The following is a 26,937-nucleotide window of genomic DNA, read 5'->3' on the forward strand; positions in this document are numbered from 1 at the left end:
AACAGAATGGTCGAACTGCGCAAATACATCACCCGCAGAAACGCCCACGGCCACACCGAATGGCACCCACCCGCCCACCTCGACCACGGACGACCCCGCACCAACTGCATGCACCACCCCGAAAGACCACTCAGAGCCGACGACGACGTGCCGTAACGCGATAGCGTCAGAAATACCGTGGAAACGGGCTCCAGTCCGGCGGACGCTTTTCCAGGAACGCGTCGCGACCCTCGACGGCCTCGTCCGTCATGTACGCCAGCCGGGTGGCTTCCCCGGCGAACAGCTGCTGCCCCACTAGGCCGTCGTCGAGCAGGTTGAACGCGAACTTCAGCATCCGTTGCGCCTGAGGCGATTTCGCGTTGATCTCCGCCGCCCACTGCACGGCGACGGCTTCCAGCTCGGCGTGATCCACCACCTCGTTCACCGCACCCATGTGATGCATCTGCTCGGCGGTGTACGCCCGGCCCAAAAAGAAGATCTCGCGAGCGAACTTCTGGCCCACCTGGCGGGCCAGGTACGCACTGCCGTACCCGCCGTCGAAGCTACCGACGTCGGCGTCGGTCTGCTTGAAACGCGCGTGTTCGCGGCTGGCCAGGGTGAGGTCGCAGACCACATGCAGGCTGTGCCCACCTCCGGCGGCCCACCCGTTGACCAGGCAGATCACCACCTTCGGCATGAACCGGATCAGCCGCTGCACCTCGAGGATGTGCAACCGGCCGGCGCGCGCCGCGTCCACGGTGTCCGCGGTCTCGCCGCTGGCGTACTGGTAGCCGCTACGTCCGCGGATGCGCTGGTCCCCGCCGGAGCAGAAGGCCCAGCCGCCGTCCTTCGGCGACGGCCCGTTGCCGGTCAGCAACACCACACCCACATCCGGCGACATCCGCGCGTGGTCGAGCACCCGGTAGAGCTCGTCGACGGTGTGCGGGCGGAACGCGTTGCGCACCTCGGGCCGGTCGAACGCCACCCGCACCGTCGCGTCGCGCACGTGGCGGTGATAGGTGATGTCGGTCAGATCGTCGAAGCCGTCGACGAGTCGCCACTGTGCGGCGTCAAAAGGATTGTCGCTCAAGGCTCTTGGACTCCATCCTGGTCGATGTTGAGCTCGCCGCAACTGATCGTCTGGGCGGTCGTCACCACGGGGTCGTGCTCCGACGTGGCCGTCAGGGTATCGGATCTTCCGGTAGCGGCCCGGAGCCCGTTCAGGTCGACCTCGGTGCGGCGCACGGTCCACTGGTCGCCGCTGCCCAGTGCCTGCAGGGCCACGAGGTGACGCCCGTCTCCCAAGTCGCTGCACCCGACACCCGTGCCCATGCCCGCGAGGTTCTCCAGATCGAACACGAACGGCCTGCCACGGTCTTCCCGAACGATCTGCAGCCGGCACTCGGCGAACGCATACAGGGGTGCGCTGCGGCCCAGGCTGGCGATCACCTGGTGACCGTCCTGAATATCAACAGCCAAGGCGCGCACCGGTATCGGGCTGGCCGACACGATCGGCACGTCGCTGTTCGCCCCGCTGGCGGTGGCGATGCCGACGGCCCGGGTCATCGCGCCGTCCTGGCCTTGCCACTTGCCGACCCACAAGGTGTCGGGCAGGCCGTCGCCGTCGACATCACCGATCTGCCGGCTGGCCGCGCCCGGTGGTGCAGGGGCGCCGCCCGGGGCGCAGCCCGGTGCGGCCGCCGCGCGGGGCGCCCCGGCCAGACCGCCCGCGGCAACCAAGACGGCGATCAACGGACGCAGCATCATGTGTCGAAACGAAAGACGGCACAGCGCCCGGCCAGTGCTTCGAACTCCTCGGGGCGCCCGTCTTTGACGAGCCCGGAACGCTTCATGAAGCCCACCCCGGTCGGCACTTCGGTCGGGAACGCCCGCAGCACCGGTCGCGCCTCCGCTGCCGAAAGTTCCACCATCCGCACCCGCTCACTCTCGCGGCCACGGGTCAGCGTGACTTCCCCTGCGGCCCTGACGTTTTTGACCCAGTCGGCACCCGGAAAGCCGGCCACCACATACTGCTTGCCGTCCAAGGTCATCGGGGTGACCGGCGTGGAGCGCGGCTTGCCGGACTTGCGGCCGGGCACCGTCAGCACGACCGGGCTCTCGCCGCCGAAGTTCATGCCCAGCTTCGACATCTGGATGAAGACCTTGTTCAGCGGCTTGAGCCACCAGGGCGGTGCGATGCGGTCAGCCATGCCCGCCAGCGTACTTAGCCCACCGCGCGGCCGGCGCCCTCCCAGAACTGCGCGCGCACCGCCTTCTTGTCGGGCTTGCCCAGTCCGGTCAGCGGCAGCGCGTCGACGACGACAACCCGCTTGGGCGACTGCACCGAGCCCTTGCGGTCTTTGACCGCGGCCTGGATTTCTGCGGTCATCAATTCGATCGCCGCCTCGTCGCGGGCGGCGTCGGCGCGCAGCACCACCACCGCGGTCACGGCCTCACCCCACTTCTCGTCCGGGGTGCCGACCACGCACGTCTGCGCGACGGCCGGGTGCTCGGCGATGACATCCTCGACTTCGCGCGGGAAGACGTTGAAGCCGCCGGTCACGATCATGTCCTTGACCCGGTCGACGATGAAGTAAAAGCCGTCCTCGTCCTCGCGGGCCATGTCGCCGGTGTGCAGCCAGCCGTCCTTGAACGCTTCGGCCGTCGCCTCCGGCTTGTTCCAGTAGCCGGCCGCCAAAAGTGGTCCGCTGACACATATTTCGCCCGGCTCGCCCTGCGGCACCGGCTTGCCGTCATCACCCAGCAGCGCCACCCGGGCGAACAGCGTGGGCCGTCCGCAGGAGGTCAGCCGCTTCTCGTCGTGGTCGGCCTTGGCCAGGTAGGTGATCACCATCGGGGCCTCGGACTGGCCGTAATACTGGGCGAAGATCGGGCCGAAGCGCCGAATGGCCTCGGCCAGCCGTACCGGGTTGATCGCGGAAGCGCCGTAGTAGACAGTCTCCAACGAGGACAGGTCCCGCGTGTGCGAGTCCGGGTGGTCCATCAGCGCATAGAGCATCGACGGCACCAGCATGGTGGCCGTAATGCGTTGCTCCTCAATGACTCTCAGCACCTCGGCCGGGTCGAACTTGGCCAGCACCACCATCTCCCCGCCCTTGACCACGGTCGGGGTGAAGAATGCCGCGCCGGCGTGTGACAGCGGTGTGCACATCAGGAACCGGGGGTGTTCCGGCCATTCCCATTCGGCCAGCTGGATCTGGGTCATGGCGGCGATGTTCCCGGTGGTGCCGATCACGCCCTTGGGCTTGCCGGTAGTGCCGCCGGTGTAGGCCATGCCGCCGATGTTGTCCGGCGGCAGGTCGGCGACCACCAGCGGCTTGGGCTCGAACTTGGCGGCCTCGGCGTTCAGGTCGACAGCCACCCCCTGCAACGCCTCGGGCACCGGGCCGATGGTGAGGATCTGCTTGAGCGAGTCCACCTTTTCCAGCAATCCGAGCGCGCGCTCGACGAACATCGGGTTGGGGTCGATGATCAGCGCGCTGGCCCCGGAGTCGCTGAGCACATAGGCGTGGTCGTCCAGTGAGCCGAGCGGGTGCAGCGCGGTGCGCCGATAACCCTGCGTCTGGCTGGCTCCGAGGATCATCAGCACTTCCGGCCGGTTGAGCGACAGCAGTCCGACCATGACGCCGGAACCCGCGCCGAGGGCCTCGAATGCCTGGACGTACTGGCTGATCCGCTCGGCGAGCTGACCACCGGTCAGCGTGGTGTCGCCGAGGAAGAGCACCGGCCGGTTCTTGTGGCGCTTGAGTGCGCCCGCCAGCAGATGGCCGTTGTGGGTCGGGTTGCGCAACAAATCGACACTCATGGCGCCGCTCCTCCTCATCGCATCGCTGAAGCATCGTCGCCGGCGCGACTGATATCCCAGACTAGAACGTGTTGCAATTCTGCTTCGCGGGGGCCTTGATCAGTAGAGTCTGCACACATGAGCGCCGCAGATGTCGTGATTACCGGAACCGTTCTCACCGTCGACGAAAACCGTCCCACCGCCGAGGCGCTCGCCATCGCCGACGGCCGCATCGTCGCCGTTGGCGACCGGGCCGACGTCGCGCAGTACAAGGGGCCCGGCACCCGCACCATCGATTTCGGCGACGGCTGCGTCATGCCGGGTTTCGTCGAGGCGCACGGACACCCGCTGATGGAGGCGATCGCGCTTTCCGACCGGATCATCGACATCCGCCCCGTCACTATCCGGGACCCGGACGACGTCGTCGCCACGGTTCGGCAAGAGGCCGCCCGCCGGGGCTCGGAGGGCGCCTACCTCAACGGCTGGGACGCCCTGTTGCAGCCCGGCCTGCCGAACCCGACGCTGGGTTGGCTGGACGACATCGCACCCGACGGCCCGCTGGTCATCATCCACAACTCCGGCCACAAGGCCTACTTCAATTCGCGCGCCGCACAACTCAACGGCCTCACCCGCGACACCCCCGACCCCAAGGGCGCCAAATACGGCCGCGACGCGAACGGCGAACTCGACGGCACCGCGGAGGAGATCGGCGCCGTCTTCCCGTTGCTGGGCGGTGCGATTCAGGCCGGCGCCTACCCGGACATGCTGCGCGCCGAGTGCGCGCGGCTCAACCGTGCCGGGCTGACCACCTGTTCGGAGATGGCCTTCGACCCGAAGTTCAAGCCGCTGGTCGAGCAAATGCACAAGGACCTGACCGTGCGGCTGCGCACCTACGAGGTCTCCAACGCGCAGATGTCGACGCAAGCCACTCCTGGCGAGGGTGACGACATGCTGCGTCAGGTCGGCATCAAGATCTGGGTGGACGGGTCACCGTGGATCGGCAATATCGCACTGTCGTTCCCGTATCTGGACACGGCGGCCACCCGGTCCGCCGGCATTACGCCGGGTTCCTGCGGCTGCGCCAACTACACGAAAGAGCAGCTGACCGAGATCGTCGGCGCATATCTGCCGCTGGGCTGGCAGATGGCCTGTCACGTGCAGGGCGATGCCGGCGTGGACACCATCCTCGACGTTTACGAGGAAGCCTTGCGGCAGCATCCGCGTGACGATCACCGCATGCGGCTCGAACACGTCGGCGCCATCCGGCCCGAACAACTACAGCGCGCCGCCGCACTCGGGGTCACCTGCAGCATCTTCGTCGACCAGATCCACTACTGGGGTGACGTCATCGTCGACGGGCTGTTCGGGCCGGAGCGCGGCTCGCGCTGGATGCCGGCCGGATCCGCCGTCGCCACCGGCATGCGCATCTCCCTGCACAACGACCCACCCGTGACGCCCGAGGAGCCCCTGCGCAACATCAGCGTGGCCGCGACCCGGGTGGCCCCCAGTGGACGGGTGCTGGCGCCCGAGGAGCGGCTCACCGTCGAGCAGGCAATTCGGGCACAAACCATCGACGCCGCCTGGCAGCTGTTCGCCGACGACGTGATCGGGTCGCTTGAGGTCGGCAAGTACGCCGACCTGGTGGTGCTGTCCGCCGACCCGCGCGCGGTGCCGCCCGAGCAGATCGCCGATCTACAGGTCCGCGCGACGTTCCTGGCCGGTAGGCAGGTCTACGGGCAGTGACTCCGGGTGTGCAGGACCTGTTGGACCGCCTGCACGTCGTGGCGCTGCCGATGCGGGTGCGGTTCCGCGGCATCACCACGCGCGAGCTGGCGTTGATCGAGGGCCCGGCCGGGTGGGGCGAATTCGGCGCCTTCGTCGAATACGGCCCGCCCGAGGCCGCGCACTGGCTGGCCTCGGCGATCGAGGCCGCCTACCAGCAGCCGCCACCGGCCCGGCGTGACCGTATTCCGATCAACGCCACCGTCCCGGCCGTCGGCGCGGCCGAGGTGCCGGCCGTGCTGGCCCGGTTTCCCGGCGCCCGCACCGCCAAGGTCAAGGTCGCCGAACCCGGGCAGACGCTGGCCGACGACGTCGACCGGGTGAACGCGGTACGGGAGCTGGTCGCCACGGTCCGGGTGGACGCCAACGGGGGCTGGACGGTCGAGGAGGCGGTTCGGGCGGCCCATGCACTGACCGCCGACGGCCCGCTCGAATACCTCGAACAGCCCTGCGCCACGGTCAGCGAGCTCGCCGAGCTGCGTCACAGGGTCGACGTGCCCGTCGCCGCCGACGAAAGCATCCGCAAGGCGCAGGATCCGCTGGCGGTGGTCCGCGCCGGCGCCGCCGACGTCGCGGTGCTCAAAGTCGCTCCTCTGGGCGGGATTTCGGCGATGCTGCGAATCGCCGCGCAGATCGACGTCCCCATCGTGGTGTCCAGCGCGCTGGACTCGGCCGTCGGGATCGCCCATGGTCTGGCCGCCGCGGCGGCCTTGCCGGAACTGCGCCATGCCTGCGGGCTGGGCACCGGCCGGCTGTTCGTTGACGACGTCACCGATCCGGTCGAGCCCGTCGACGGATCGCTGCCGGTGGGTCCGGTGGCGCCCGATCCTGCCCGGCTGGAGGCGTTGCGTGCGCCGGCGGATCGGCGACGGTGGTGGATCGACCGGGTCAAGGCCTGTTACCCGCTGCTTGTACCGTCGATCGGGTGATCAACCTGGCTTACGACGACAAGGGGACCGGGGAGCCGGTTGTCTTCATCTCCGGGCGCGGCGGTGCCGGACGCACCTGGCACCTGCATCAGGTGCCGGCGTTTCTTTCGGCGGGATACCGCTGCGTCACCTTCGACAACCGTGGGATCGGCGCCACCGAGAACGCCGAAGGCTTCACGACCCAGACTGTGGTGGCCGACACCGCGGCGCTGATCGAATCCCTCGGCATCGGTCCAGTGCGGATCGTTGCGGTGTCGATGGGGTCGTACATCGCGCAGGAACTCATGGTGGTCCGGTCCGAACTGGTCAGCTCGGCGGTGCTGATGGCCACCCGCGGCCGGCTCGACCGCACCCGCCAGTTCTTCCATCAGGCCGAGGCCGACCTCGACGCGGCGGGCGTCGGGCTGCCCGCCACCTACGACGCGAAAACCCGTCTAGTGGAGAACTTCTCGCGCAAGACGCTGAACGACGACGCGGCCATCGCCGACTGGATCGCGATGTTCAGCATGTGGCCGACCAAACTCACGCCCGGTTATCGCTGCCAGCTCGACATCGCCCCGCAAAGCAACCGGTTGCCCGCCTACCGCAATATTGCCGCCCCGGTGCTGGTGATTGGATTCTCCGACGACGTGATCACCCCGCCCTACCTGGGGCGCGAGGTCGCCGATGCGCTGCCCAACGGCCGGTACCTGCAGATCCCCGATACCGGGCACCTGGGGTTCCTGGAGCGGCCCGAGGCCGTGAACGCCGCAATGCTGAAGTTCTTCGCCGGGGTCAAGGCCTGACTCGCCACTAGGGCCGTTGAGACTGCGTCCAGTGCGCACCTCATCGGCGTGTCGCCGCCCTGGACGCAGAGTCGACGCCGCGCGCGGTTGTGACACCCTGTAGAGGTGAACCCCTCGACGACCCAGGCGCGCGTCGTCGTCGACGAATTGATCCGCGGCGGCGTCCGCGACGTGGTCTTGTGCCCCGGCTCACGCAACGCGCCGCTGGCGTTTGCCCTGCAGGATGCCGACCGGGCCGGCCGGCTGCGGCTGCACGTACGCATCGACGAACGCACCGCCGGCTATCTGGCCATCGGCCTGGCCCTCGGGGCGGACGCGCCGGTATGCATCGCGATGACCTCGGGCACCGCGGTCGCCAACCTCGGGCCGGCGGTGGTCGAAGCCAACTACGCCCGCGTGCCGCTGATTGTGTTGTCCGCCAACCGGCCGTATGAACTGCTGGGCACCGGGGCCAACCAGACCATGGAACAGCTCGGCTATTTCGGCTCGCAGGTAAGGGCCACCATCAGCCTCGGCCTGGCCGAGGACACACCCGAGCGGTTACCGGCTCTCAACGCCACCTGGCGTTCGGCGACCTGCCGAGTGTTGGTGGCCGCCATGGGTTCTCGCACGGCCAACGCCGGACCCGTGCACTTCGACATTCCGCTGCGCGAACCTCTGGTGCCCGACGCGGAGCACCTCAATGCGCACATTCCCGCAGGCCGCCCCGACGGGAGACCGTGGACCTACACGCCACCGGTCACCTTCGATCAACCGCTGGACATCGACCTCACGCCAGACACCGTCGTCATCGCCGGCCACGGCGCCGGCGTGCACCCGAATCTCGCGGCGTTGCCGACCGTCGCCGAGCCGACTGCGCCGCCGGCGGCCAACCCGCTGCATCCGCTGGCGCTGCCGCTGCTGCGTCCTCAGCAGGTGATCATGCTGGGCCGCCCGACGTTGCACCGCCCGGTTTCGGCCCTGCTGGCCGATGCCGCGGTGCCGGTGTACGCGCTGACGACGGGGCCGCGCTGGCCCGACGTCTCGGGCAACTCGCAGGCCACCGGCACCCGGGCGGTCACCACCGGCGCCCCCGACCCGGCGTGGCTACGGCGCTGCGACGACGTGAACGAGCAGGCTGTTGCCGCGGTGCGCGGCCAACTCGCCGAGCACCCGCTCACCACCGGCCTGCACGTCGCCGCCGCGGTCACCGACGCGCTGCGTCCCGGTGACCAGCTGGTACTGGGGGCGTCCAATCCGGTGCGGGACGCCGCCCTGGTCGGGCTCAACACCAAGGGCATCCGGGTGCGGTCCAACCGAGGGGTCGCCGGAATCGACGGCACCGTGTCCACCATCATCGGGGCCGCGCTCGCCTACGAGCGCGTCGGCAATCCCGACAACCCGCCGCGCACCGTCGCCCTGATCGGCGACCTCACCTTCGTCCACGACAGTTCCGGGCTGCTGATCGGGCCCACCGAGCCGACTCCGCGACACCTCACCATCGTCGTCTCCAACGACAACGGCGGCGGCATCTTCGAACTGCTCGAGCAGGGCGACCCGCGATTTTCGGACGTGTCCGCCCGGGTCTTCGGCACGCCGCACGACGTCGACGTCGGCGCGCTGTGCCGTGCCTACCACGTGGAGAGCCGGCAGATCGAGGTGGACCAATTGGCCGCCGCTCTCGACGAGCCCGCCGCCGGCATGCGGGTCTTGGAGGTCAAGGCGGACCGGTCGTCGTTGCGCCGACTGCATGCGGCGATCAAGGCCGCTTTGTGAGAAGACTCACCAAGCCGCCGAAAGGTCTGCTGCGCATACTCATTCACGGCACCAGCGAGGAACTGCCAGACACCCGCCCCAGGATGGTGGTGCGGTGGGCGCGCATCGCCGTGTTGATCATCATCCTCCTCGTCACGCTGCAGTCTGTGCTGTTGGTGGCCGGGGCTTATCGCAATGACCTCGCGATCACCCGCAACATGGGAGTCGCGCAGGCCGAGGTCCTCAGTGCCGGCCCGCGGCGCTCCACCATCGAGTTCGTCACCCCGGACCGCGTCACCTACCGACCAGAGCTCGGCGTGCTGTACCCCTCGGAGCTGGCCACCGGCATGCGGATCTACGTCGAATACAACAAGAAAGACCCCAACCTGGTGCGGGTGCAGCATCGGAACGCGGGCCTGGCGATCATCCCGGCGGGCTCCATCGCGGTGGTGGCCTGGCTGGTCGGTGCGGCCGCCTTGACCCTGCTGGCGGTGCTGGACAAGCGGCTGAACCAAGCCGCGTCATAACGCGAACAGATTTCGCGTCGCGTACTCCCGGCGGCTACCTGGTCGACAGTCGGCGCTGCCAATCTGGTGGCGTGCGCGTTGCAATCGTCGCCGAATCATTCCTCCCGCAGGTCAACGGTGTGAGCAACTCGGTGGTCCGGGTGCTCGAGCATCTGCGTCGCAGCGGTCATGAAGCCCTCGTCGTCGCCCCGGACAACCCGCCCGGTTCGCCGCGCGCGGACCGCGTGCATGACGGGGTCCGCGTCCACCGAACGCCGTCGCGGATGTTTCCCAAGGTGACGACGCTGCCGCTGGGTGTACCCACGCCCCGACTTGTGCGCGTGTTGCGGGGATTCGATCCCGACGTGGTGCACCTGGCTTCACCGGCGCTGCTCGGATACGGCGGCATGCTGGCCGCGCGCCGACTCGGCGTCCCGACGGTGGCTGTCTACCAGACCGACGTTCCGGGTTTCGCGGCGAGCTATGGCATTCCGATCACCACCCGGGCTGCGTGGGCATGGTTTCGGCACCTGCACAGCCGCGCCGACCGCACCCTGGCGCCGTCCACGCCGACCATGGAAGCTCTTGTCGCGCAGGGTTTTCCGCGGGTTCACCGATGGGCGCGCGGGGTTGACCTGATTCGTTTCGCACCGTCGGCGCGGGACGAGACGCTGCGGCGGCGGTGGTCACCGGACGGCAGGCCGATCGTCGGGTTCGTCGGCCGGCTCGCCCCGGAGAAGCACGTCGAACGCCTCGCGGGGCTGGCCGCCGCCGACGCGGTGCGTCTCGTCATCGTCGGCGACGGAGTCGACCGGGCGAAACTGGAGAAGCTCATGCCCACAGCGGTTTTCACCGGCGCGCTCTACGGCGACGACCTCGCCGCGGCGTACGCCGGCATGGACGTCTTCGTGCATCCCGGCGAACACGAGACGTTCTGTCAGGTCGTGCAGGAAGCGCTGGCGTCGGGGTTGCCGGTCATCGCCCCCGACGCCGGCGGCCCGCGTGATCTGGTCGCTCCCTGCCGTACCGGCCTGCTGCTGCCGGTGAAGGAGTTCGAGGCACGGCTGCCCGCAGCCGTCGAGCACCTGCTGGCGGAGCGACCACGGTATTCGCAGGCGGCCCGGCGCAGCGTGCTCGGCCGCAGTTGGCCGGTCATCTGTGACGAGCTGCTCGGCCACTACGAGGCAGTACTGGCCGGCCCGGCCCGGCACGCCCGTCGGTACGCCTGAGAACCTAGCCCTGAGCCAACTCGGCCACCGGTTGCCACTGCTCCCAGGTGCGCAACCGGTTCTCGTAATCGGCCTTGGCCGTCTGCAGCGGCGATGCACCGAAGAACACCCGCAGCGGCGGCTCTTCGGCGTCCACCACCTTCAGCACCGCTTCCGCCGAAGCCGAGGGATCACCGGGGCTGGCCCACCGCTGCTTGCGCCACTCGTCCTGCTTGGCGTGCACTTCCGCGTAGTCGGGGAGGCGCTCGGCCCGCCGCGACGACGAGCCGGCCCAGTCGGTGTCGAACCCGCCGGGCTCGATCAGCGTGACGTGTATCCCGAATGAGGCGACTTCCTGGGCCAGCGCCTGGGAGAAACCCTCGAGCGCCCACTTGGAGGCATGGTAGATGCCGACGTCGGGGAACGCGGTGATGCCGCCGATCGACGACACCTGGATGATGTGCCCGCTGCGCTGCGCCCGCAGGTACGGCAACGCAGCCTGGGTGATCCATAGCGCGCCGAAGACATTGGTCTCGATCTGGTCGCGCGCGTCCTGTTCGGACACCTCCTCGATGAACCCGAACTGCCCGTAGCCGGCGTTGTTGACGACGATGTCCAGGCGCCCGAAGTGGTCATGGGCACCCTTGACCGCCGCGAAGTCCGCCGCCCGGTCGGTGACGTCGAGCTGGATCGGCAACACCGCGTCGCCGTACTGACTGACCAGGTCGTCCAGCGATGTGGTGTCGCGTGCCGTGGCGGCCACCTTGTCGCCGCGTTTCAAAGCGGCTGTCGCCCACTGGCGTCCGAAGCCGCGCGATGTCCCGGTGATGAACCAAACTTTTTCGCTCACGAAGTTGTGCAACGCATCGACCGGCGACGAATTCCCCCGTCCGGGGGCCGGGTAGCGTCTCAGAGGTGAGCCGCGCCGACCTCGACAAGGATCCCCGGGACGTCGCGTCCATGTTCGACGGGGTCGCCCGCCGATACGACATCACCAATACGGTGCTCTCGCTGGGCCAGGACCGGTTCTGGCGGCGCGCCACGCGGTCGGCCCTGAAGATCGGTCCGGGCCAGAGGGTGCTGGATCTGGCTGCCGGGACGGCGGTGTCGACCGTCGAGCTGGCGAAGTCCGGGGCGTGGTGTGTGGCAGCCGATTTCTCGGTCGGCATGCTCTCGGCGGGCAGTGCCCGTGCGGTGCCCAAGGTCGCCGGCGACGCGACCCGATTGCCGTTCGCCGACGATGTGTTCGACGCGGTGACCATCAGCTTCGGCTTGCGCAACGTGGCCGACTTCCCCGCCGGGCTGCGCGAAATGGCGCGGGTCACCAAGCCCGGCGGGCGGTTGGTGGTGTGCGAATTCTCCACTCCCACAAGCCCTTTGTTCGCCACCGCGTACAAGGAGTACCTGATGCAGGCGCTGCCGCGGGTGGCACGCGCGGTATCCAGTAACCCCGACGCCTACGTCTACCTCGCCGAGTCGATCAGGGCGTGGCCCGACCAGGCGGCACTGGCGCAGGAGATCACCCGAGCCGGATGGTCAGCGGTGCGGTGGCGCAATCTCACCGGCGGGATCGTGGCACTGCACGCCGCCTACAAGCCACTCTGACTGGCGGTATCACCGTGCGCCGCCCTGCTCTTCACCGAGCCTCAATTTTCGCAGTGCTCCACTCGCAGTTGGTCTGGAAATTTCCAGAGGCGAGCCGCGAGCCTTAGGTGCCGGCGCGCTGCAGGAAGCCGACCTGCTCGGGGCAGTAGTGGTCAAGAGCAGCACCGAGGAACTGGAACGCCTGACCCTGGGTGGTGTGCAGCGGCAGGTTGCGCTGCAGGAAGATGGCCGACTTGTACGGGTCCGTGTCCACGCCCCGCTCGATGCGCTGACAGCTGATCTTGCCCAGCCAGGCGTTGTAGTCCTGCGGCCCGTAGATGCCGTAGGTGTGCAGTTGAGCGTTGAAAGGGGCGTCGTAGTCGTCGGCCTCGGCGGGTGCCGCCAACCCGATAGCGGCGACCGCCATGGCCGCGAAAGCACCCAGCCTAAATGCCTTCATTAGACGGACTATACACCCGACACCAGCCTCGCTATCAGCCCAGATGGGCCGACAGCAGCCAGGCGCCGACCGACTTGCGGCCATCGGGTTCGTCGCGAGCCACGAAGCCGGGCATGTCCGCCGGGAGCTGCGCGTGGATGCGCGCGGGCCGAATGTCGTCGATGACCCAGTACTTGGAGACGACCTCGCGCAGCTCGTCCTCGGTGACGGCGTTGACGGGGCCGTCAGGCAGCGCGGCCCGGTCGAAGACGAGGACGAAGTAGGAGGCGCCCGGTGCCGCCGCGCGCACGATGGACTGCTGATAGCCCTCGCGCAGCTCGACGGGCATCGAGTGGAAAAGGGTGGAGTCCACGATCGTCTGGAACCGGCCGGCCGATCCGTCGGGGTAACTGGCGAAGTCGCTGATGTCGGCGACAGCGAAGCTCGCGTTGGTCAGGCCACGCCGCTGCGCCTCGGCCGTGGCCAGCCTGATGGCGGTGGGGGAGGCGTCCAGGCCGACGGTGGTGTGCCCGCGCTCGGCCAGCGCCAGTGAGATGGCGCCCTCTCCGCAGCCGGCGTCGAGAACGTCGCCGTGAAAGCGGCCCTGCTCGATGAGTGCGGCCAATTCCGGCTGCGGTTCACCGATGCTCCACGGCGGCCGGACTCCTTCGCCGAGCTGCGCCCATTCGCCGCGGTAAGCCTGTTCGAATTGAAAATCCACTGGTGAAGTCATGCCGACGACTATATCAACTAGCCTGATATATGTCAACCAGCTTGATATGCAAAGCCGGCCTTCACATTGCGCGAGCAGCCGCAAGATCCCCCAATTACGTTGCAAATTGGGGGATCTTGCGTCTGCTCGGCACTCTTAGCTGAACGGCGGGCGGCGGTCGATCAGCCGGGACGCCCAGCCGCCGCCGCGCCACACCCGGGCCACCCAGTCGGCATCCTCGTCGGTGACCAGATTGGCCATCACCCGCACGGCGATGCGCATCAACGTGGTGGAACGCATGGCGATCGGTCCGGTCGCCGGCAGGAAACGCTGGAAGGTCAGCAGCAACGCCAGCCGGCGCGCCACCGAGAACCCGCGGGCGTAGTGATCGGTGAGCAACGCCGGCCACAGCTGTGACAAATCACGCGACTCAAGCATCTCGGCGGCCAGCCGGCCCGTCTCCAGCCCGTAGTCGATGCCTTCACCGTTGAGCGGGTTGACGCAGGCCGCGGCATCGCCGATCAGCACCCAGTTCGGCCCGGCCACGCCCGACACCGCGCCGCCCATCGGCAGCAAAGCCGAAGCGACCGCCCGGGGTGGACCCTCGAATCCCCACTCGTCGCGCCGCAGGTCGGTGTAGTACGAGATCAGCGGCCGCAGCGCCAGGTCCGCCGGGCGCTTGGTGGTCGACAACGCGCCCACGCCGATGTTCACTTCACCGTTGCCCAACGGGAAGATCCAGCCGTAGCCCGGCAGCACAGCGCCGTCGGGGGAGCGCAGTTCCAGGTGCGAGGTCAGCCACGGGTCGGCACTGCGCGGCGTGGCCAGGTAGCCACGGGCGGCCACACCGTACACCGTCTCCTGATGCCAGCGCCGGCCCAGCTTGCGGCCCAACGAGGACCGCGCGCCGTCGGCGACGATCAACTGATCACACGCCACCTCGGTGCCGTCGGCCAACGTCACCGACGTCACGCGTCGTGACGAATCATGGTGTACAGCAACCACTTTAGAGCCCAGCAGCATACGTGCGCCGGATTCCTCGGCTACTTTGCGGATGCGGTCGTCGAGCTCGATGCGGGCCACCGCGCTGCTGTGCGGCGGGAACGACGGGCCCGGCCAGCCGATTTCCACCTCGCCGCCGAAGCCGCTCATGCGCAGCCCGCGGTGACGGATACGGCCGGACAGCCAGTCGCCCAGCCCCAGCCGTTCCAGCTCGAGGATCGCCCGGGGTGTCAGCCCGTCGCCGCACGCCTTGTCGCGGGGGAAACTCGCCGAATCGATGACCAGGACGTCCCGGCCCGCCCGTGCGGCCCAGGCGGCCGCCGCCGACCCGGCCGGTCCGGCGCCGACCACCACCACCTGCGCCCGCAGGGCTCTGGGGACTGCGTTCTCCACGCCCACCAGTATGTTGGTCGAATGAGGACTCCGGCGACGGTGGTGGCGGGCGTTGACTTCGGCGACGCTGGATTCGCCGCATTCGTGCGTGACGGTGTCGCTCGGGTCGAGCAGCTGATGGACGCTGAGCTGCGCGGTTCCGACGAGGTGATGACCGAATCCCTGCTGCACCTGTTTCAGGCCGGTGGCAAGCGGTTCCGTCCGCTGTTCACGGTGCTGGCTGCGCAGACCGGCCCGGACCCGGACAACGCGGACGTGACCCTGGCAGCCGCGGTGGTCGAGCTCATCCATCTGGCGACGCTGTATCACGACGACGTGATGGACGAGGCCGAGGTTCGCCGCGGAGCGCCCAGTGCTAACGCCCGCTGGGGCAACAACGTCGCCATCCTGGCCGGCGACTACCTGCTGGCCACGGCGTCGCGCCTGGTGTCCCGGCTCGGTCCCGATGCCGTGCGAATCGTCGCCGACACCTTCGCTGAGCTGGTGACGGGTCAGATGCGGGAGACCCGCGGCACTCCCGAGGGGGTGGACCGCATCGAGCAGTACCTGCGGGTGGTCCACGAGAAGACGGGCAGCCTGATCGGCGCCGCCGGCCGATTCGGCGGCATGTTCTCCGGTGCCCCCGACGACCAGATCGAACGACTGAGCCGGCTGGGCGGCATCGTCGGCACGGCTTTCCAGATCGCTGACGACATCATTGACATCGACAGTGATTCCGACGAGTCGGGCAAGGTCCCGGGCACCGACCTGCGCGAAGGCGTGCGAACCCTGCCGATGCTGTACGCACTGCAAGACACGGATCCCGAGGGCGCGCGACTGCGCGAGCTACTTGCCGGACCCATTCACGACGACAACGAGGTGCTCGAAGCGCTGGCCTTACTGCGGGCATCGCCGGGCATGGCCAAGGCCAAGGAGACGCTGGCGGGGTACGCAGACCGGGCGCGGCACGAGCTGAGTCTGTTGCCCCAAGGTCCCGGCCGGGAGGCGTTGCAGGCGCTGGTCGACTACACCGTCAGCCGGCACGGCTGAACCGGTCCGCACGGATCGGAACCTGAACCGTCCTCCCAGCCGTTGTTCGGCTGTAATCAAGTCGTAGGAGGACACACCCATGACCTGGCATCCGCATGCCAACAGGCTGAAGACATTCCTGCTGTTGGTCGGTATGTCGGCGATGATTGTGTTCGTCGGCGCGCTGTTCGGCCGAACGGCACTGATTATCGCCACACTGTTCGCGATCGGCATCAACGTCTACACGTACTACAACAGCGACAAGCTGGCCCTGCGGGCCATGCACGCGGTACCGGTGTCGGAGTTGCAGTACCCCGCCATGTACCGGATCGTGCGCGAGTTGGCCACCGCGGCCCACCAGCCCATGCCGCGGCTGTACATCAGCGACACCAACGCGCCCAACGCCTTTGCCACCGGACGCAACCCGCGCAATGCCGCGGTCTGTTGCACCACCGGCATCCTGCAGATTCTCAACGAGCGCGAGCTGCGCGCCGTTCTGGGCCATGAACTCTCGCACGTCTACAACCGGGACATCCTGATCTCCTGTGTGGCTGGTGCGCTCGCGTCGGTGGTCACCGCCCTGGCCAACATGGCCATGTGGTTCGGCGCTTTCGGTGGCAACCGCGAGGGTGGTGTCAATCCCTTTGCGATGCTGCTGGTTTCGCTGCTCGGACCGATCGCTGCGACGGTGGTGCGGCTCGCGGTGTCGCGCTCCCGGGAGTACCAGGCCGACGAGTCCGGCGCGATGCTGACCGGCGACCCGCTGGCGTTAGCCTCGGCGTTGCGCAAGATCTCCGGCGGCGTGCAGATGGCGCCGTTACCGCCGGAGCCGCAGCTGGCCAGCCAGGCCCACCTGATGATCGCCAACCCGTTCCGGGCCGGTGAGCGTATCGGCTCGCTGTTCTCGACGCATCCGCCGATCGAGGACCGCATCCGCCGGCTGGAGCAGATGGCGCGCGGCTGAGGTCGGTGATATGTCGTCGAGCGGCCATCGTGTTGTGCGGCAGGCGAATGACTATCGAGGTTCGATCACTGACACCGTGCCGTCGTTGAAGCTGGAGACATAGACCGTGTGGGTGCCCGGGTCCACCGCCACCCCGTGCCCCAGCGAGGCCGGGACGAGGGGCGCGGTGACGGTAACCGCTCGGGTAGCACCGTCGATCACAGCCAGCGTGTCGTTGGCGTATTTGGGCACGTAGACGGTGTGGGTTGCCGGATCGACCGCCAACCCGTCGGGGTCTTTGCCGATGGGAATGGTGGCGGTCACCGTACGGGTCGACGCGTCGATCACCGAGACTCTGCCGCTGCGCGACGGCGGCTGCGTATCGTGGGGGGCTGTCTCGGGGTCGATGGTGGCGACGTAGACGACGTGGGTGCCCGGGTCGACCGCAACAGCTTTGGGCCAGTGGGCGACCGGGATGGTCGCGGTGACGGCGTGCGTCGACCCATCGATGAGCGACATGGTGTCGTCGCCGGAGTTGGTGGCGTAGACGATGTGGCTGCCCGGATCCACCGCCACCTCGCCCGCGTATTTGCCGACCGGCACGGTCGCCGTCACAGCGTGCGTCGACCCATCGATCACGGACACCGCGCCCGCGCCGCCGTGGGGGTCCGAGCTGCCGGCGTAAACCGTGTGGGTGCCCGGATCGACCGCCAGAGAATACGGGCCGGGGGCGACGGGAACGGTGGCGATGACCGTCTTATTACCGCCGTCGATCACCGACACGGAGTCGTCTGAGTTGTTGACGACGTAGACGGTGTGAGTTCCCGGATCCACCGCCACCGCATCCGAGCGCCGGCCCACCGGCACAGTGGCCGTGACCATGCGCGTCGACCCGTCGATCACAGAGACCGTGCCCTTGCCGCTGTCCGGGTCCAAGTTGCCGACGTACACCGTGTGAGTGCCCGGATCCACCGCCACTCCGCCGGGGCCCTTGCCGACGGGAATGGTGGCGGCAAGCTCGTATTTGACTGGGCCAGAGGAACTTCGCGTGCCGCCCGGCGGCGCCGAAGAACTCGGTGTGGAAGCCTGGCGTCCGGCCGGACTGCCGCAGCCGGACAGGGCCAGCGCGACCGCTCCGATGACGGCGAGCCCGCCGGTACCCAGCCGCGTCATCAAGCGCTGCCGACGGGTGCGGGTGGTGATCTTCTTCAGTCGCGCCATTCTTTCCATGGTCCGTTCTGCGGCGTCGACCGCCCGAACCAGCGCTGAACCCCGGACGGGCCTTGCATGTCTCTTTCGGTGGCTGCATCCGGCTGGGCGATCTGGGAGCTGATTATGCTGCCGCTTCCGGGGTTTCGCTACTGACCAGTGACACCATGGGGGTGCGTGGGGGATGCCCCCGCTCGAGCAGCCCGTCGATGTGAACCGTTCCGCCGGTTACCTGATGCTGGCGCAGCCAGTCGGTAATCGATTGGTGCGCGGCGTGATCGAGGTAACTGACGGCCATGTGCAGGGTGACCGTGCAGCCCCGGGGCACCTCGGCCAGCACGCGGGTCAGGCGCGGCAGGCTGAGGAACGTGCAGGCACCCTCGATCCGCACGCGCCACTGATCACCGTCGGCAATGGCATCCACCTTGGCTCGGATTACCCGCCATCCGGTCATCGCGATGGCCAGGGCCAGCCCGATCATGACACCGTGCAGCAGGTTCAGGAACACCACCGCGACGATGGTCACCAAATAGATGGCGAAATCGCCTGTCTTCAAGGCGGTTTCGATATGCGCCGGTTGAAGCAGCTGAATTCCGATCACGATCAGCAGCCCGGCCAGCGCGGCGCTGGGAATCTGCTCGATCAGGCCGGCGAAGGGCAGGGCGAACAGCATGATCCAGCAGCCGTGCAGGATCGTCGAGGCGCTGGTCTTGGCCCCGGCCTTGATGTTCGCCGAACTGCGCACGATCACCCCGGCGATCGGCAGGCCGCCGACGGCGCCCGAGACGATGTTGGAGGCGCCCTGTCCGATCAACTCCCGGTCCAGATTGGTGCGCGGCCCGTCGTGCATCCGGTCGGTGGCGACCGCCGTCAGCAGGCTCTGCACGCTCGTGATCAACGTGACGGTGATGATGCCGACCACCACGGCACCCCAGTTGCCGTGCGGGATCGCGGGCAACTGCAAGGCGTCGAGCACGGAGCCTTCCAACGTGATTCGGGAGACGCTGAACGGAAGCACCACCGACATGACCGTCACCACCACGATGGCCACCAGTGGGCCGGGAACGGCGGCCAGCTTGGCCGGAACCCAACGCCACGCCACCATGATCGCGATCACCAGCAAACCGAGGAACAGACCGGGTCGATGGGCGCCGAGAATCTGGGCGGGCAACTCAACCACATTCACCCAGGCCGAGCTGTGCGACTCGCCGCCCAGCAACACATGTGTCTGCTGCAGCGCGATGGTGATCCCGATGCCGGCCAGCATCGCGTGCACCACTACCGGCGAAATGGCAAGGGCCGCACGCGCGACGCGGCTCAGCCCCAACAATATCTGCATCAGGCCCGCAACCGCGGTGATGAAGCAGGTTATGCCCCAGCCGAATTCGGCGATCAGGTCCGCGACGATCACGGTCAGGCCGGCGGCCGGACCGCTTACCTGCAAAGGTGATCCGCCCAATGCGCCGCCGACGATGCCGCCGACAATCGCGGCGATCAGACCGGCGAGCACCGGCGCATCAGAGGCGATCGCGATGCCCAGCGACAAGGGCAGTGCCACCAGGAAAACCACCAGTGACGCCGGCAGATCGTGCCGAAGGTCGATCTGTCGCATCCGAGACTCCCTCGTGATGTAGCGGGGAACATTGCGACATCCGTCCCGTATCGCGATGTATAACGCGGTCGTAACGTCTTGATTCACAAGCGAATACGATCCGCCCCGCAACGGCGATGTTTCGGGCGGCTCGCTTGACGACCTTCGTCGACGTTATGGGTGGTGGCTGGCACCGGCAACCGGACGCGCTGGGTGCATAGCGAACGCAAATTTTCTATGCACCGCGCCTGACAAGCGCCTGAGTCAGAATCCCGAGCCGTGTACCTCGTGTCCGGGTTCCTCGGCGGCCAGGCCGCTGTAGGCCTGCTCGACGGTGGAGCCGTGGTTGATCACGGCGTCGACCTCGCGCGCGATCGGCATGTTCAATCCGAATTCCTCCGCGAATTCCATGATGACGCTGGCGGCCTTGACCCCCTCGGCGACCTGGTTCATCGAAGCGATGATCTCGTCGATGGGCTTGCCGGCACCCAATTGTTCACCGACGTGGCGGTTGCGGCTGCGCTGGCTGGTGCAGGTGACGATCAGGTCCCCCAGGCCGGCCAGGCCGGGGAAGGTCTCGGCATTGCCGCCCATCGCCACCCCGAGCTTGGTCATCTCGCGCAGCGCGCGGGCGATCACCAGGGCGCGGGTGTTCTCGCCGATGCCCAGCGAATAGCCCATCCCCACCGCGATGGCGAAGACATTCTTCAGCGCCCCCGCCATCTCGACGCCGATGACGTCGTCGGTGGTGTACACGCGAAAACGCCGGGTGCGGAACAGCGTTGACAGCCGGGTCGCGAGGTGTTGATCCGGCATGGCCAGGACCGCGGCGGCGGCGTAGCCTTCGGCGACCTCGCGTGCAATGTTCGGACCGGCCAGGATGCCGGCCGGATGCCCGGGCAGGATCTCCTCGATGATCTGCGACATCCGCCTGTTGGTGCCCTGCTCAAGGCCTTTCACCAGGGAGACCACCGGTACCCAGGGCCGTAATTCCTTGGCCAGTTCGGTCAGCACCCCGCGAAAGCCGTGCGACGGCACACCCATCACCAGGACGTCGGCGCAATTGGCGGCTTCGGCGAAGTCGGTGGTAGCGCGCAGCGAGCTGCTCAGCGCGACTTCGTTGCCCAGGTAGCGGCTGTTGCGGTGGTTTTCGTTGATGTCCTTGGCCGTGTCCTCCGAGCGCACCCATTGCAGTGTCGGTCCGCGCCGCGCGCAGATTGAGGCCACGGTGGTGCCCCAGGAACCGCCACCGAGGACAACGACATTGGGTTCGCGCTTTTCAGCTGCCATGAAGTCAGCCTATTGCGGTCACCGTCGAATACCAACGACCCACGGGCAGAGGACTTCGGGCCCTTTCCGCCGGGGCGCCGGCACCGCGATGGTGAAGGGGTGATCTTATGCCGAGCATTGCTCGCCGTGGCCGCGCTGTTTGTATCGATGCTCTGGCCGGCGAGTGCGGTGGCCGACGGCGGCCGACCGCAGGCCAACGCGGAACAGGTTGCCGCGGCACGGATACGGCCTGCCGTCATGTTTCTGGCCGCCGAGGCGTACGGCTTGGTCCGGTTGCCCGATGGCAAGACCCTGTCGTTCTTCGGGGAAGGCTCCAACGCTCCCTTCGTCGCAAGCTGGAATTGCACCGGATTCGTGGTCAACCCCGACGGTTGGGTCGCCACCGCCGGCCACTGTGCCGATCCCGATACGGCCAAGGAACAGATACTCAAACGGGCCGCCACCGAATACCAGGCGCAATATCCCGACGCTTCGGTCAGTCAGGACCCGCTGGCGACGCTGGAGTACCTGGCTAAGAACGCGCGGGTGGAGGGCACCCTGCCGGGCCAGGGGCCACAGGTGAACCTGACGCTGATCTACGGCACCGGGACGAAGATCGCGGAGAAGATGCCCGCCACCGTCGTGGACTTCAAGCCGCTCGGCAAGGGCGACGTGGCCCTGCTGAAGGTCGACAAACACAACCTGCCGTCGTCCGAACTCACCACCGATGCCACGGTCAGTATCGGTACCGCGGTGCTGACGGTCGGTTACGCAGAGCCCACCGCGCGGCTCACCGGCCGGTCGCTCGACCCGACCAACAAGAGCGGCAAGGTCAGCAAGAAGTCGAACGTCAAGTCAAGCCCGGTATACGAGATCGACGCCGCCGTGGCCGAGGGAATGAGCGGCGGTCCCACCGTCGACCTCAGCGGAAAGGTGATCGGCGTCAACAGTTTCGGCCCCGCCGGCGAACCGCAGCCGTTCAACTTCATCGCGCCTTCGGACACGCTCGCGACGATGCTGGCGGCCAAGGCCGTCAAGGCCACCCTCGGACCCGCGGACCAGGCCTACCGCCAGGGGCTCAGCCATTACTACGAGGGCCGTTACAGCGACGCCATCAAGGACTTCGACCTGGCGCTCACGCTTTCCCCCGACTACCCCGGTGCCGCCGACCTGAAGACCAGCGCGGCCAACCTGCGCGAGCAGTACGGTGACGCCTCGATCTTCGAGCGCTCGAACGTGTTGTGGTACATCGTCAGTGGAGCCTTGCTGGTGCTCGTCGTCGGCGCCTGGATGACGGTCATGGTTGTCCGCAACCGCCGCCAACGGCGCGCCGAAGCCGAAGCGGACGTCCCCCCCGATGCCGACGACGACGCCGATGGCACCGTGCGATCGCTCGGACTCGTCCCTACGGTGGGGACTGACGAACCGCACTTCTGCGCCAACTGCGGCGCGCAGCATCACCACGCCGAGAAGTTCTGCACCCACTGCGGCAAGAAGATCTCGCTGGGGGCCTCGGCTTAGTTTCCGCTCAGCCCGCCAGCGCGGCCCGGTCGGCGGCCCGGCCGAATTCCATGGCTTCGTCGATCCGGTCGAACCGGTAGTCGATCGCATCGGCGAAATAGTTCTGCCGCACGTTCCACGGCCGCTTGGTACCCGACTTGGGCAGCGCGTGCAGTGCCCGCTTGACATATCCGGCCTGAATGTCCCAGGCCGGCTTCTCGGTCATCGGCTGGTCGCCGAGGTGCGGGCTGGCGTGGGTGTAGCCGTGCTCGGCCATATAGGCCAGCAGTTTGGCGGTCGCTCGCGCGGTCATGTCGGCCCGCAGCGTCCAGGAGGCGTTCGTGTACCCGACACACCAGAACAGGTTGGGCACGTCTTCGAGCATGTGGGCCTTGTAGACGAAACGGTCGCGGGGATTGATCTCGACCCCGTCGATGCTGATCGTGGCGCCGCCGAGGGCCTGCAGTTGCAGGCCGGTGGCGGTGACGATGATGTCGGCGTCGAGGTGCCGCCCGGATTTCAGGGCGATGCCGGTGGCGTCGAAGTGGTCGATGTGGTCGGTGACTACCTCGGCGCGTCCGCCGGCGACGGCTTCGTAGAGGTCGGCGTCCGGGATCAGGCACAGCCGCTGGTCCCAGGGGTTGTACCGCGGCTTGAAGTGGGTGTCGACGTCGTAACCCTCCGGCAGGTTCTGCACCGCTACGCGCCGTAGCAACCACTTGATCAGCGGTGGGGTCTTGCGGGACAGGAACCACAGCACGCCTTCCATCAAGGCGTTGTAGAACCGGATGGTCAGGTGAGCGATCCTGCGGGGCAACAACTTCCGGCTGAGCCAGGCGACCTTGCTGTACTTGGACGCCGAGATGAGGTAGGTCGGCGACCGTTGCAGCATGATCACCTTGCCGGCCTTCTCGGCCATCGACGGAATCAGCGTCACCGCGGTGGCGCCGCTGCCGATCACCACGACCGTCTTGCCGGTGTAGTCCAGGTCTTCGGGCCAGTGCTGCGGATGCACAATCGTGCCGCCGAACTGCTCGATGCCGGGGAAGTCGGGGGTGTAGCCGGTGTCGTAGTTGTAGTAGCCGCTGCCGAAGAACAGGAACCGGCTGCGGCACCGTTTGGTCTCGCCGTCCTGCTCGAACGTGACGGTCCAGGTGTCGGTGGCCGAGTCCCAGGCGGCGCCGCGCACGTAACTGCGGAACCGGATGTGCTCGTCGATGCCGTACTTGCGGGCCATGTCGGTCAGGTACTCGCGGATGTGCTCGCCGTCGGCGACGCCCTCTTCGCGGGTCCACGGCTCGAACGGAAAGCTGAGCGTGAAGATGCTGCTGTCCGAGCGCACTCCGGGGTATCGGAACAGGTCCCAGGTCCCGCCGATGCGCTCGCGCCGCTCCAGGATGGTGTAAGACACGTCCGGGTTGCGCTGCAGGATGCGGTAGGCCGCCCCGAGCCCGGAGATTCCGGCGCCGACGATGAGGACGTCGACGTAGTCCGTTTCCGCCATCGTTGACCTCACTTCCTCTTGAGGGCGTTGAGCCTGCGCTCAGGGCGGCAAATCGTGGGAGAAGTCCGCCGCTGACGCAGGCTCAGCGCGAGCTACCGGTAATTCACGAATTGCAGTGCGACGTCGAGGTCGGCCTGCTTGAGCATCGAGATGACCGCCTGCAGGTCGTCACGCTTCTTGCTGGTCACCCGAACTTCGTCGCCCTGGATCTGCGTCTTGACGGTCTTGGGCCCCTCGTCGCGGATCAGCTTGGTGATCTTCTTGGCGTTCTCGCTGCTGATGCCCTGCTTGAGGGTGCCGGTCAGCTTGTAGGTCTTGCCGGAGGCCTGCGGTTCGCCGGCCTCGAAGGACTTCAGCGAGATGTCGCGGCGAATCAGTTTCTCCTTGAAAACGTCGAGCGCGGCCTTAACCCGCTCCTCGGTGGAGGAGGTCAGCTCGATGCCTTCCTCGCCTTTCCACGCGATCTTGGTGTCAGTGCCGCGGAAGTCAAAGCGCGTGGACAGTTCCTTGGCGGCCTGGTTGAGTGCGTTGTCGACTTCCTGCCGGTCGATCTTGCTGACGATGTCGAACGATGAGTCGGCCATGCGCTGCGTCCCTTCTTCAGTGCTCCCCGTTTGTGAACTGTCTACCCGGTCGTTGTACCCTGCTAGGCGGCAGGTTGCCCGAGCGGCCAATGGGAGCGGACTGTAAATCCGTCGCGAAAGCTTCACAGGTTCGAATCCTGTACCTGCCACCAACATCGACGCAGGCCGGAGGCTGTTTCCGGGCCCGTCGCCGCGGAGCCTGGTTCGCGGGCACCGGCAACTGACGGTCCTGTACCTGGCAGCCGCTGCCGTGCGGCCGGCAGTTGCCAAGCGCGATATGGGTGGCTTCCTCCATCGTGGAGGCGTCATTCGCCCACCCGGTGTATCCGGTGATCGGGGAGTAGGCGCTCACCGTGTACAGCCCGCCTGCGGTCACCCCTGCCTGTGCGCTGGGAGAACTCGCCGCGGCGCCGCCGAAAGAGCCGCATCGCCGTGCTGATCGCGGCCACCAAGAAGAAGCGGTTACTGCTCATTCGAAATTCTTTGCCGTGCAGCGATGTTGATCGATCAGCCCAGCATGGGATCCGCCGCTGGACGGATTCTTCAAGAGTCCTCGGCGCCGCTCGGCCGATGCCAGACGGACGTGCCTCTTTGCGGCAACTCAGCACCTCCCATACTTCTTACGGAAAGAGGTAACAAGGAGGGATGACAGTGTCGTCGGTAACCGCGTCCAATCTGGCTTCGATGTTCTTCGACCGAGTCGGCGCGTCGGCCGACAAGGAGGCGTTCCGGCGGCTCAGCGGCGGCCGTTGGGTGTCAGTCACGTGGCAGGAAACCGCCGACCGCGTGCAGCAGCTGGCGGCGGCGTTGCTTGCGTCCGGCATCGAACCGGAGCAGCGCGTCGCGATCATGTCGGGCACCCGGTACGAGTGGATCCTGGCCGACCTCGCGGTCATGTGCGCCGGCGCGGCGACGACGACCGTCTATCCGAGCACGCATGCCGCGGATGCCACCTACATCGTCGCCGACTCGGAGTCGCAGATCGTCTTCGCCGAGGACGCCTCACAGGTCGCCAAACTCGCCGACAATCGCGGCGAGCTGCCCGACGTACATCTGGTGGTGGTCATGGACGGCGACGGTGACGGCGACTGGGTCATCACCTTCGAGGAATTCACCCGCCGGGGCGCCGCTTATCTGCAGGAACATCCGACGTCCGTCGCCGATGCCGCGGCCACGGTGACGAGCGAATCGCTGGCCACCCTGATCTACACGTCGGGGACCACCGGCCGCCCCAAGGGGGTGCGGCTCGCGCATCGGTCGTGGACGTCGGCGGCGGGGTTCATCCGCAACGAGGGGCTCCTGGGTGAGGACGACTTGCACGTGCTGTGGCTGCCACTTGCCCACTCATTCGGCAAGGTGCTGCTGGCCAGCCAGCTTGCGTGTGGGTTCGTCGCCGCAGTCGACGGGCGCGTCGACAAGATCGTCGAGAACATGGGCACCGTGAAGCCGACGTTCATGGCCGCCGTACCCCGCATCTTCGAGAAGGCACACGCCAAGATCGTGATGACGAGCCAGGAAGGTGGCGGCATCAAGGCACGGCTGTTCCAGCAGGCGTTCCGGGTGGGCCTGGATGTATCTCGTCGGCGTCGCGACGGCAAGTCGGTGCCGCTGCCGCTGCGGCTGCAGCAACAGCTGTTCGACCGCCTGGTGTTCAGCAAGGTGCGCGACGTCTTCGGTGGCCGGCTGCGGTTCTTCGTCTCCGGGTCGGCGCCACTCAACCGGGAGATCGCCGAGTGGTTCCTCGCCGCCGGAGTGCTTGTCCTGGAAGGCTATGGCCTCACCGAATCCGCTGGCGCCGGGTTCATCAACCGTCCCGACAACTACAAACTCGGCACGGTCGGCTTGCCGTTCACCGGCACGGACGTGCGCATCGGCGACAACGGCGAAGTACAGCTACACGGACCGCTGGTGATGACCGGTTACCACCACCTACCCGACAAGACCGAAGAGGCGATGACCAGTGACGGTTGGCTGCGCACCGGTGATCGCGGCAGCCTCGATTCCGACGGGTTCCTGACCATTACCGGCCGCATCAAGGAACTGTTCAAGACCTCCGGTGGCAAGTACGTCGCGCCGCCGGCCATCGAAGCGAAGTTCATGGCGCTCTGCCCTTATGCCAGCCAGTTCATCGTTTTCGGGGAAGCCCGCAACTACTGTGTCGCACTGATCGCCCTCGACGGCGACGCGTTGACCAAATGGGCTGAGGAGCAAGGTATCTCGGAGACGTCGTTCGCCGAACTCACCCGCAATGCCCAGGTTCGCGAGATGGTCGACGGCTATGTGCAGCAGCTCAACAGCGAGCTCAACCGCTGGGAGACGATCAAGAAGTGGGAGCTGATCGACCACGAATTGTCGGTCGACACAGGGGAACTCACGCCTTCGCTGAAGTTGAAGCGGGCAGTGGTCGAGCAGAACAACAAGCAGACCATCGACGCGTTCTACGCCTGATCGTCTGTAGCCGGCGCTAATCG

At 67.3% G+C, this 26,937-nt stretch carries 25 protein-coding genes and 1 tRNA gene; 12 read left to right on the forward strand and 14 right to left on the reverse strand.

Going from position 1 to position 26,937, the window contains the following annotated elements:
* Nucleotides 1-166: 166 nt before the first annotated feature.
* The 4 genes from AWC08_RS21850 to fadD8 are packed head-to-tail and all read right to left on the reverse strand — an operon-like array spanning nt 167 to nt 3,823.
* On the reverse strand, nt 167-1,069 hold the full coding sequence (locus AWC08_RS21850; protein WP_065131803.1) for a 1,4-dihydroxy-2-naphthoyl-CoA synthase: 903 nt from the start codon (nt 1,067-1,069) through the stop codon (nt 167-169).
* The gene (locus tag AWC08_RS21855; RefSeq protein ID WP_065131802.1) at nt 1,066-1,746 is read right to left on the reverse strand and encodes a hypothetical protein; all 681 of its coding nucleotides are present in this window, start codon (nt 1,744-1,746) and stop codon (nt 1,066-1,068) included. The genes AWC08_RS21850 and AWC08_RS21855 overlap by 4 nt, the downstream gene beginning before the upstream one ends.
* On the reverse strand, nt 1,743-2,189 hold the full coding sequence (locus AWC08_RS21860; RefSeq protein WP_065131801.1) for a nitroreductase family deazaflavin-dependent oxidoreductase: 447 nt from the start codon (nt 2,187-2,189) through the stop codon (nt 1,743-1,745). The genes AWC08_RS21855 and AWC08_RS21860 overlap by 4 nt, the downstream gene beginning before the upstream one ends.
* 14 nt (nt 2,190-2,203) lie before the next feature.
* Nucleotides 2,204-3,823, reverse strand: coding sequence for a fatty-acid--CoA ligase FadD8 (gene fadD8, locus AWC08_RS21865; protein WP_372513544.1), 1,620 nt, complete (start codon nt 3,821-3,823; stop codon nt 2,204-2,206).
* Nucleotides 3,824-3,922: 99 nt separating this feature from the next.
* On the opposite strand from fadD8, the gene AWC08_RS21870 reads away from it, so the two are divergent.
* The 6 genes from AWC08_RS21870 (at nt 3,923) to AWC08_RS21895 (ending at nt 10,749) form a co-directional block, all read left to right on the forward strand.
* Nucleotides 3,923-5,527, forward strand: coding sequence for an amidohydrolase (locus AWC08_RS21870; protein ID WP_069435058.1), 1,605 nt, complete (start codon nt 3,923-3,925; stop codon nt 5,525-5,527).
* Between the two features lie 50 nt (nt 5,528-5,577).
* The gene (locus AWC08_RS21875) at nt 5,578-6,495 is read left to right on the forward strand and encodes an o-succinylbenzoate synthase (protein ID WP_244906520.1); all 918 of its coding nucleotides are present in this window, start codon (nt 5,578-5,580) and stop codon (nt 6,493-6,495) included.
* A complete protein-coding gene (locus AWC08_RS21880) occupies nt 6,492-7,280 on the forward strand; it encodes an alpha/beta fold hydrolase (RefSeq protein ID WP_065131797.1) in 789 nt (262 codons plus the stop codon). Before AWC08_RS21875 ends, AWC08_RS21880 begins: the two co-directional genes overlap by 4 nt.
* 105 nt (nt 7,281-7,385) lie before the next feature.
* Entirely contained in the window at nt 7,386-9,035 is a 1,650-nt protein-coding gene (gene menD / locus AWC08_RS21885; protein WP_065131796.1) for a 2-succinyl-5-enolpyruvyl-6-hydroxy-3-cyclohexene-1-carboxylic-acid synthase, read from the forward strand.
* 26 nt (nt 9,036-9,061) lie between these two features.
* The gene (locus tag AWC08_RS21890) at nt 9,062-9,541 is read left to right on the forward strand and encodes a DUF3592 domain-containing protein (protein WP_065131813.1); all 480 of its coding nucleotides are present in this window, start codon (nt 9,062-9,064) and stop codon (nt 9,539-9,541) included.
* A 71-nt stretch (nt 9,542-9,612) separates the two neighbouring features.
* Complete coding sequence (locus AWC08_RS21895; protein WP_065131795.1) at nt 9,613-10,749, forward strand: glycosyltransferase family 4 protein; 1,137 nt, start codon at nt 9,613-9,615, stop codon at nt 10,747-10,749.
* A 4-nt stretch (nt 10,750-10,753) separates the two neighbouring features.
* Here the strand turns inward: AWC08_RS21895 and AWC08_RS21900 are convergent, their stop codons facing one another.
* Nucleotides 10,754-11,578 carry an SDR family oxidoreductase gene (locus AWC08_RS21900; protein ID WP_065131812.1) on the reverse strand — a complete coding sequence of 275 codons (825 nt, stop codon included), beginning with the start codon at nt 11,576-11,578 and terminating at the stop codon, nt 10,754-10,756.
* 65 nt (nt 11,579-11,643) lie between these two features.
* Between AWC08_RS21900 and AWC08_RS21905 the strand changes: the two genes are divergently transcribed.
* Nucleotides 11,644-12,333, forward strand: a complete 690-nt coding sequence (locus tag AWC08_RS21905) for a demethylmenaquinone methyltransferase (RefSeq protein WP_065131794.1) — start codon at nt 11,644-11,646, stop codon at nt 12,331-12,333.
* Nucleotides 12,334-12,436: 103 nt separating this feature from the next.
* Here the strand turns inward: AWC08_RS21905 and AWC08_RS21910 are convergent, their stop codons facing one another.
* From AWC08_RS21910 to menJ, 3 genes are all read right to left on the reverse strand, one after another.
* Entirely contained in the window at nt 12,437-12,772 is a 336-nt protein-coding gene (locus AWC08_RS21910; RefSeq protein WP_065131793.1) for a DUF732 domain-containing protein, read from the reverse strand.
* A 34-nt stretch (nt 12,773-12,806) separates the two neighbouring features.
* Nucleotides 12,807-13,484, reverse strand: coding sequence for a class I SAM-dependent methyltransferase (locus tag AWC08_RS21915; RefSeq protein WP_069434901.1), 678 nt, complete (start codon nt 13,482-13,484; stop codon nt 12,807-12,809).
* 135 nt (nt 13,485-13,619) lie between these two features.
* On the reverse strand, nt 13,620-14,834 hold the full coding sequence (gene menJ, locus AWC08_RS21920; RefSeq protein WP_232008070.1) for a menaquinone reductase: 1,215 nt from the start codon (nt 14,832-14,834) through the stop codon (nt 13,620-13,622).
* A gap of 45 nt (nt 14,835-14,879) precedes the next feature.
* On the opposite strand from menJ, the gene grcC1 reads away from it, so the two are divergent.
* Together grcC1 and htpX are read left to right on the forward strand one after the other, a co-directional pair.
* Nucleotides 14,880-15,887 carry a nonaprenyl/(2E,6E)-farnesyl/geranylgeranyl diphosphat synthase gene (gene grcC1 / locus AWC08_RS21925; RefSeq protein WP_065131791.1) on the forward strand — a complete coding sequence of 336 codons (1,008 nt, stop codon included), beginning with the start codon at nt 14,880-14,882 and terminating at the stop codon, nt 15,885-15,887.
* Nucleotides 15,888-15,966: 79 nt separating this feature from the next.
* A complete protein-coding gene (gene htpX / locus AWC08_RS21930) occupies nt 15,967-16,830 on the forward strand; it encodes a zinc metalloprotease HtpX (protein ID WP_065131790.1) in 864 nt (287 codons plus the stop codon).
* Nucleotides 16,831-16,881: 51 nt separating this feature from the next.
* Here htpX and AWC08_RS21935 read toward each other — a convergent pair whose 3' ends face one another.
* From AWC08_RS21935 to AWC08_RS21945, 3 genes are all read right to left on the reverse strand, one after another.
* Nucleotides 16,882-18,030 (reverse strand): YncE family protein, encoded by a 1,149-nt coding sequence (locus AWC08_RS21935; protein WP_069434900.1) that lies wholly within the window; start codon nt 18,028-18,030, stop codon nt 16,882-16,884.
* A 112-nt stretch (nt 18,031-18,142) separates the two neighbouring features.
* Nucleotides 18,143-19,630 (reverse strand): SulP family inorganic anion transporter, encoded by a 1,488-nt coding sequence (locus AWC08_RS21940; protein WP_069434899.1) that lies wholly within the window; start codon nt 19,628-19,630, stop codon nt 18,143-18,145.
* Nucleotides 19,631-19,873: 243 nt separating this feature from the next.
* A complete protein-coding gene (locus tag AWC08_RS21945) occupies nt 19,874-20,899 on the reverse strand; it encodes an NAD(P)H-dependent glycerol-3-phosphate dehydrogenase (protein ID WP_065131787.1) in 1,026 nt (341 codons plus the stop codon).
* Between the two features lie 126 nt (nt 20,900-21,025).
* On the opposite strand from AWC08_RS21945, the gene AWC08_RS21950 reads away from it, so the two are divergent.
* Entirely contained in the window at nt 21,026-22,399 is a 1,374-nt protein-coding gene (locus AWC08_RS21950; RefSeq protein WP_232008069.1) for a trypsin-like peptidase domain-containing protein, read from the forward strand.
* 7 nt (nt 22,400-22,406) lie between these two features.
* On the opposite strand, the gene AWC08_RS21955 is transcribed toward AWC08_RS21950, so the two are convergent.
* Entirely contained in the window at nt 22,407-23,882 is a 1,476-nt protein-coding gene (locus AWC08_RS21955) for a flavin-containing monooxygenase (protein ID WP_085088174.1), read from the reverse strand.
* Between the two features lie 92 nt (nt 23,883-23,974).
* Nucleotides 23,975-24,466, reverse strand: coding sequence for a YajQ family cyclic di-GMP-binding protein (locus tag AWC08_RS21960; protein ID WP_065131784.1), 492 nt, complete (start codon nt 24,464-24,466; stop codon nt 23,975-23,977).
* A gap of 68 nt (nt 24,467-24,534) precedes the next feature.
* On the opposite strand from AWC08_RS21960, the gene AWC08_RS21965 reads away from it, so the two are divergent.
* Nucleotides 24,535-24,618: transfer RNA gene (locus tag AWC08_RS21965), tRNA-Tyr, on the forward strand.
* Between the two features lie 153 nt (nt 24,619-24,771).
* Here the strand turns inward: AWC08_RS21965 and AWC08_RS36670 are convergent.
* The gene (locus tag AWC08_RS36670; RefSeq protein ID WP_156781011.1) at nt 24,772-24,939 is read right to left on the reverse strand and encodes a hypothetical protein; all 168 of its coding nucleotides are present in this window, start codon (nt 24,937-24,939) and stop codon (nt 24,772-24,774) included.
* A 211-nt stretch (nt 24,940-25,150) separates the two neighbouring features.
* Between AWC08_RS36670 and AWC08_RS21970 the strand changes: the two genes are divergently transcribed.
* Nucleotides 25,151-26,914 (forward strand): AMP-dependent synthetase/ligase, encoded by a 1,764-nt coding sequence (locus tag AWC08_RS21970; protein ID WP_232007875.1) that lies wholly within the window; start codon nt 25,151-25,153, stop codon nt 26,912-26,914.
* The last annotated feature ends 23 nt before the right edge of the window (nt 26,915-26,937 follow it).

Source organism: Mycobacterium gordonae (genome assembly GCF_002101675.1).
Classification (GTDB): domain Bacteria; phylum Actinomycetota; class Actinomycetes; order Mycobacteriales; family Mycobacteriaceae; genus Mycobacterium; species Mycobacterium gordonae.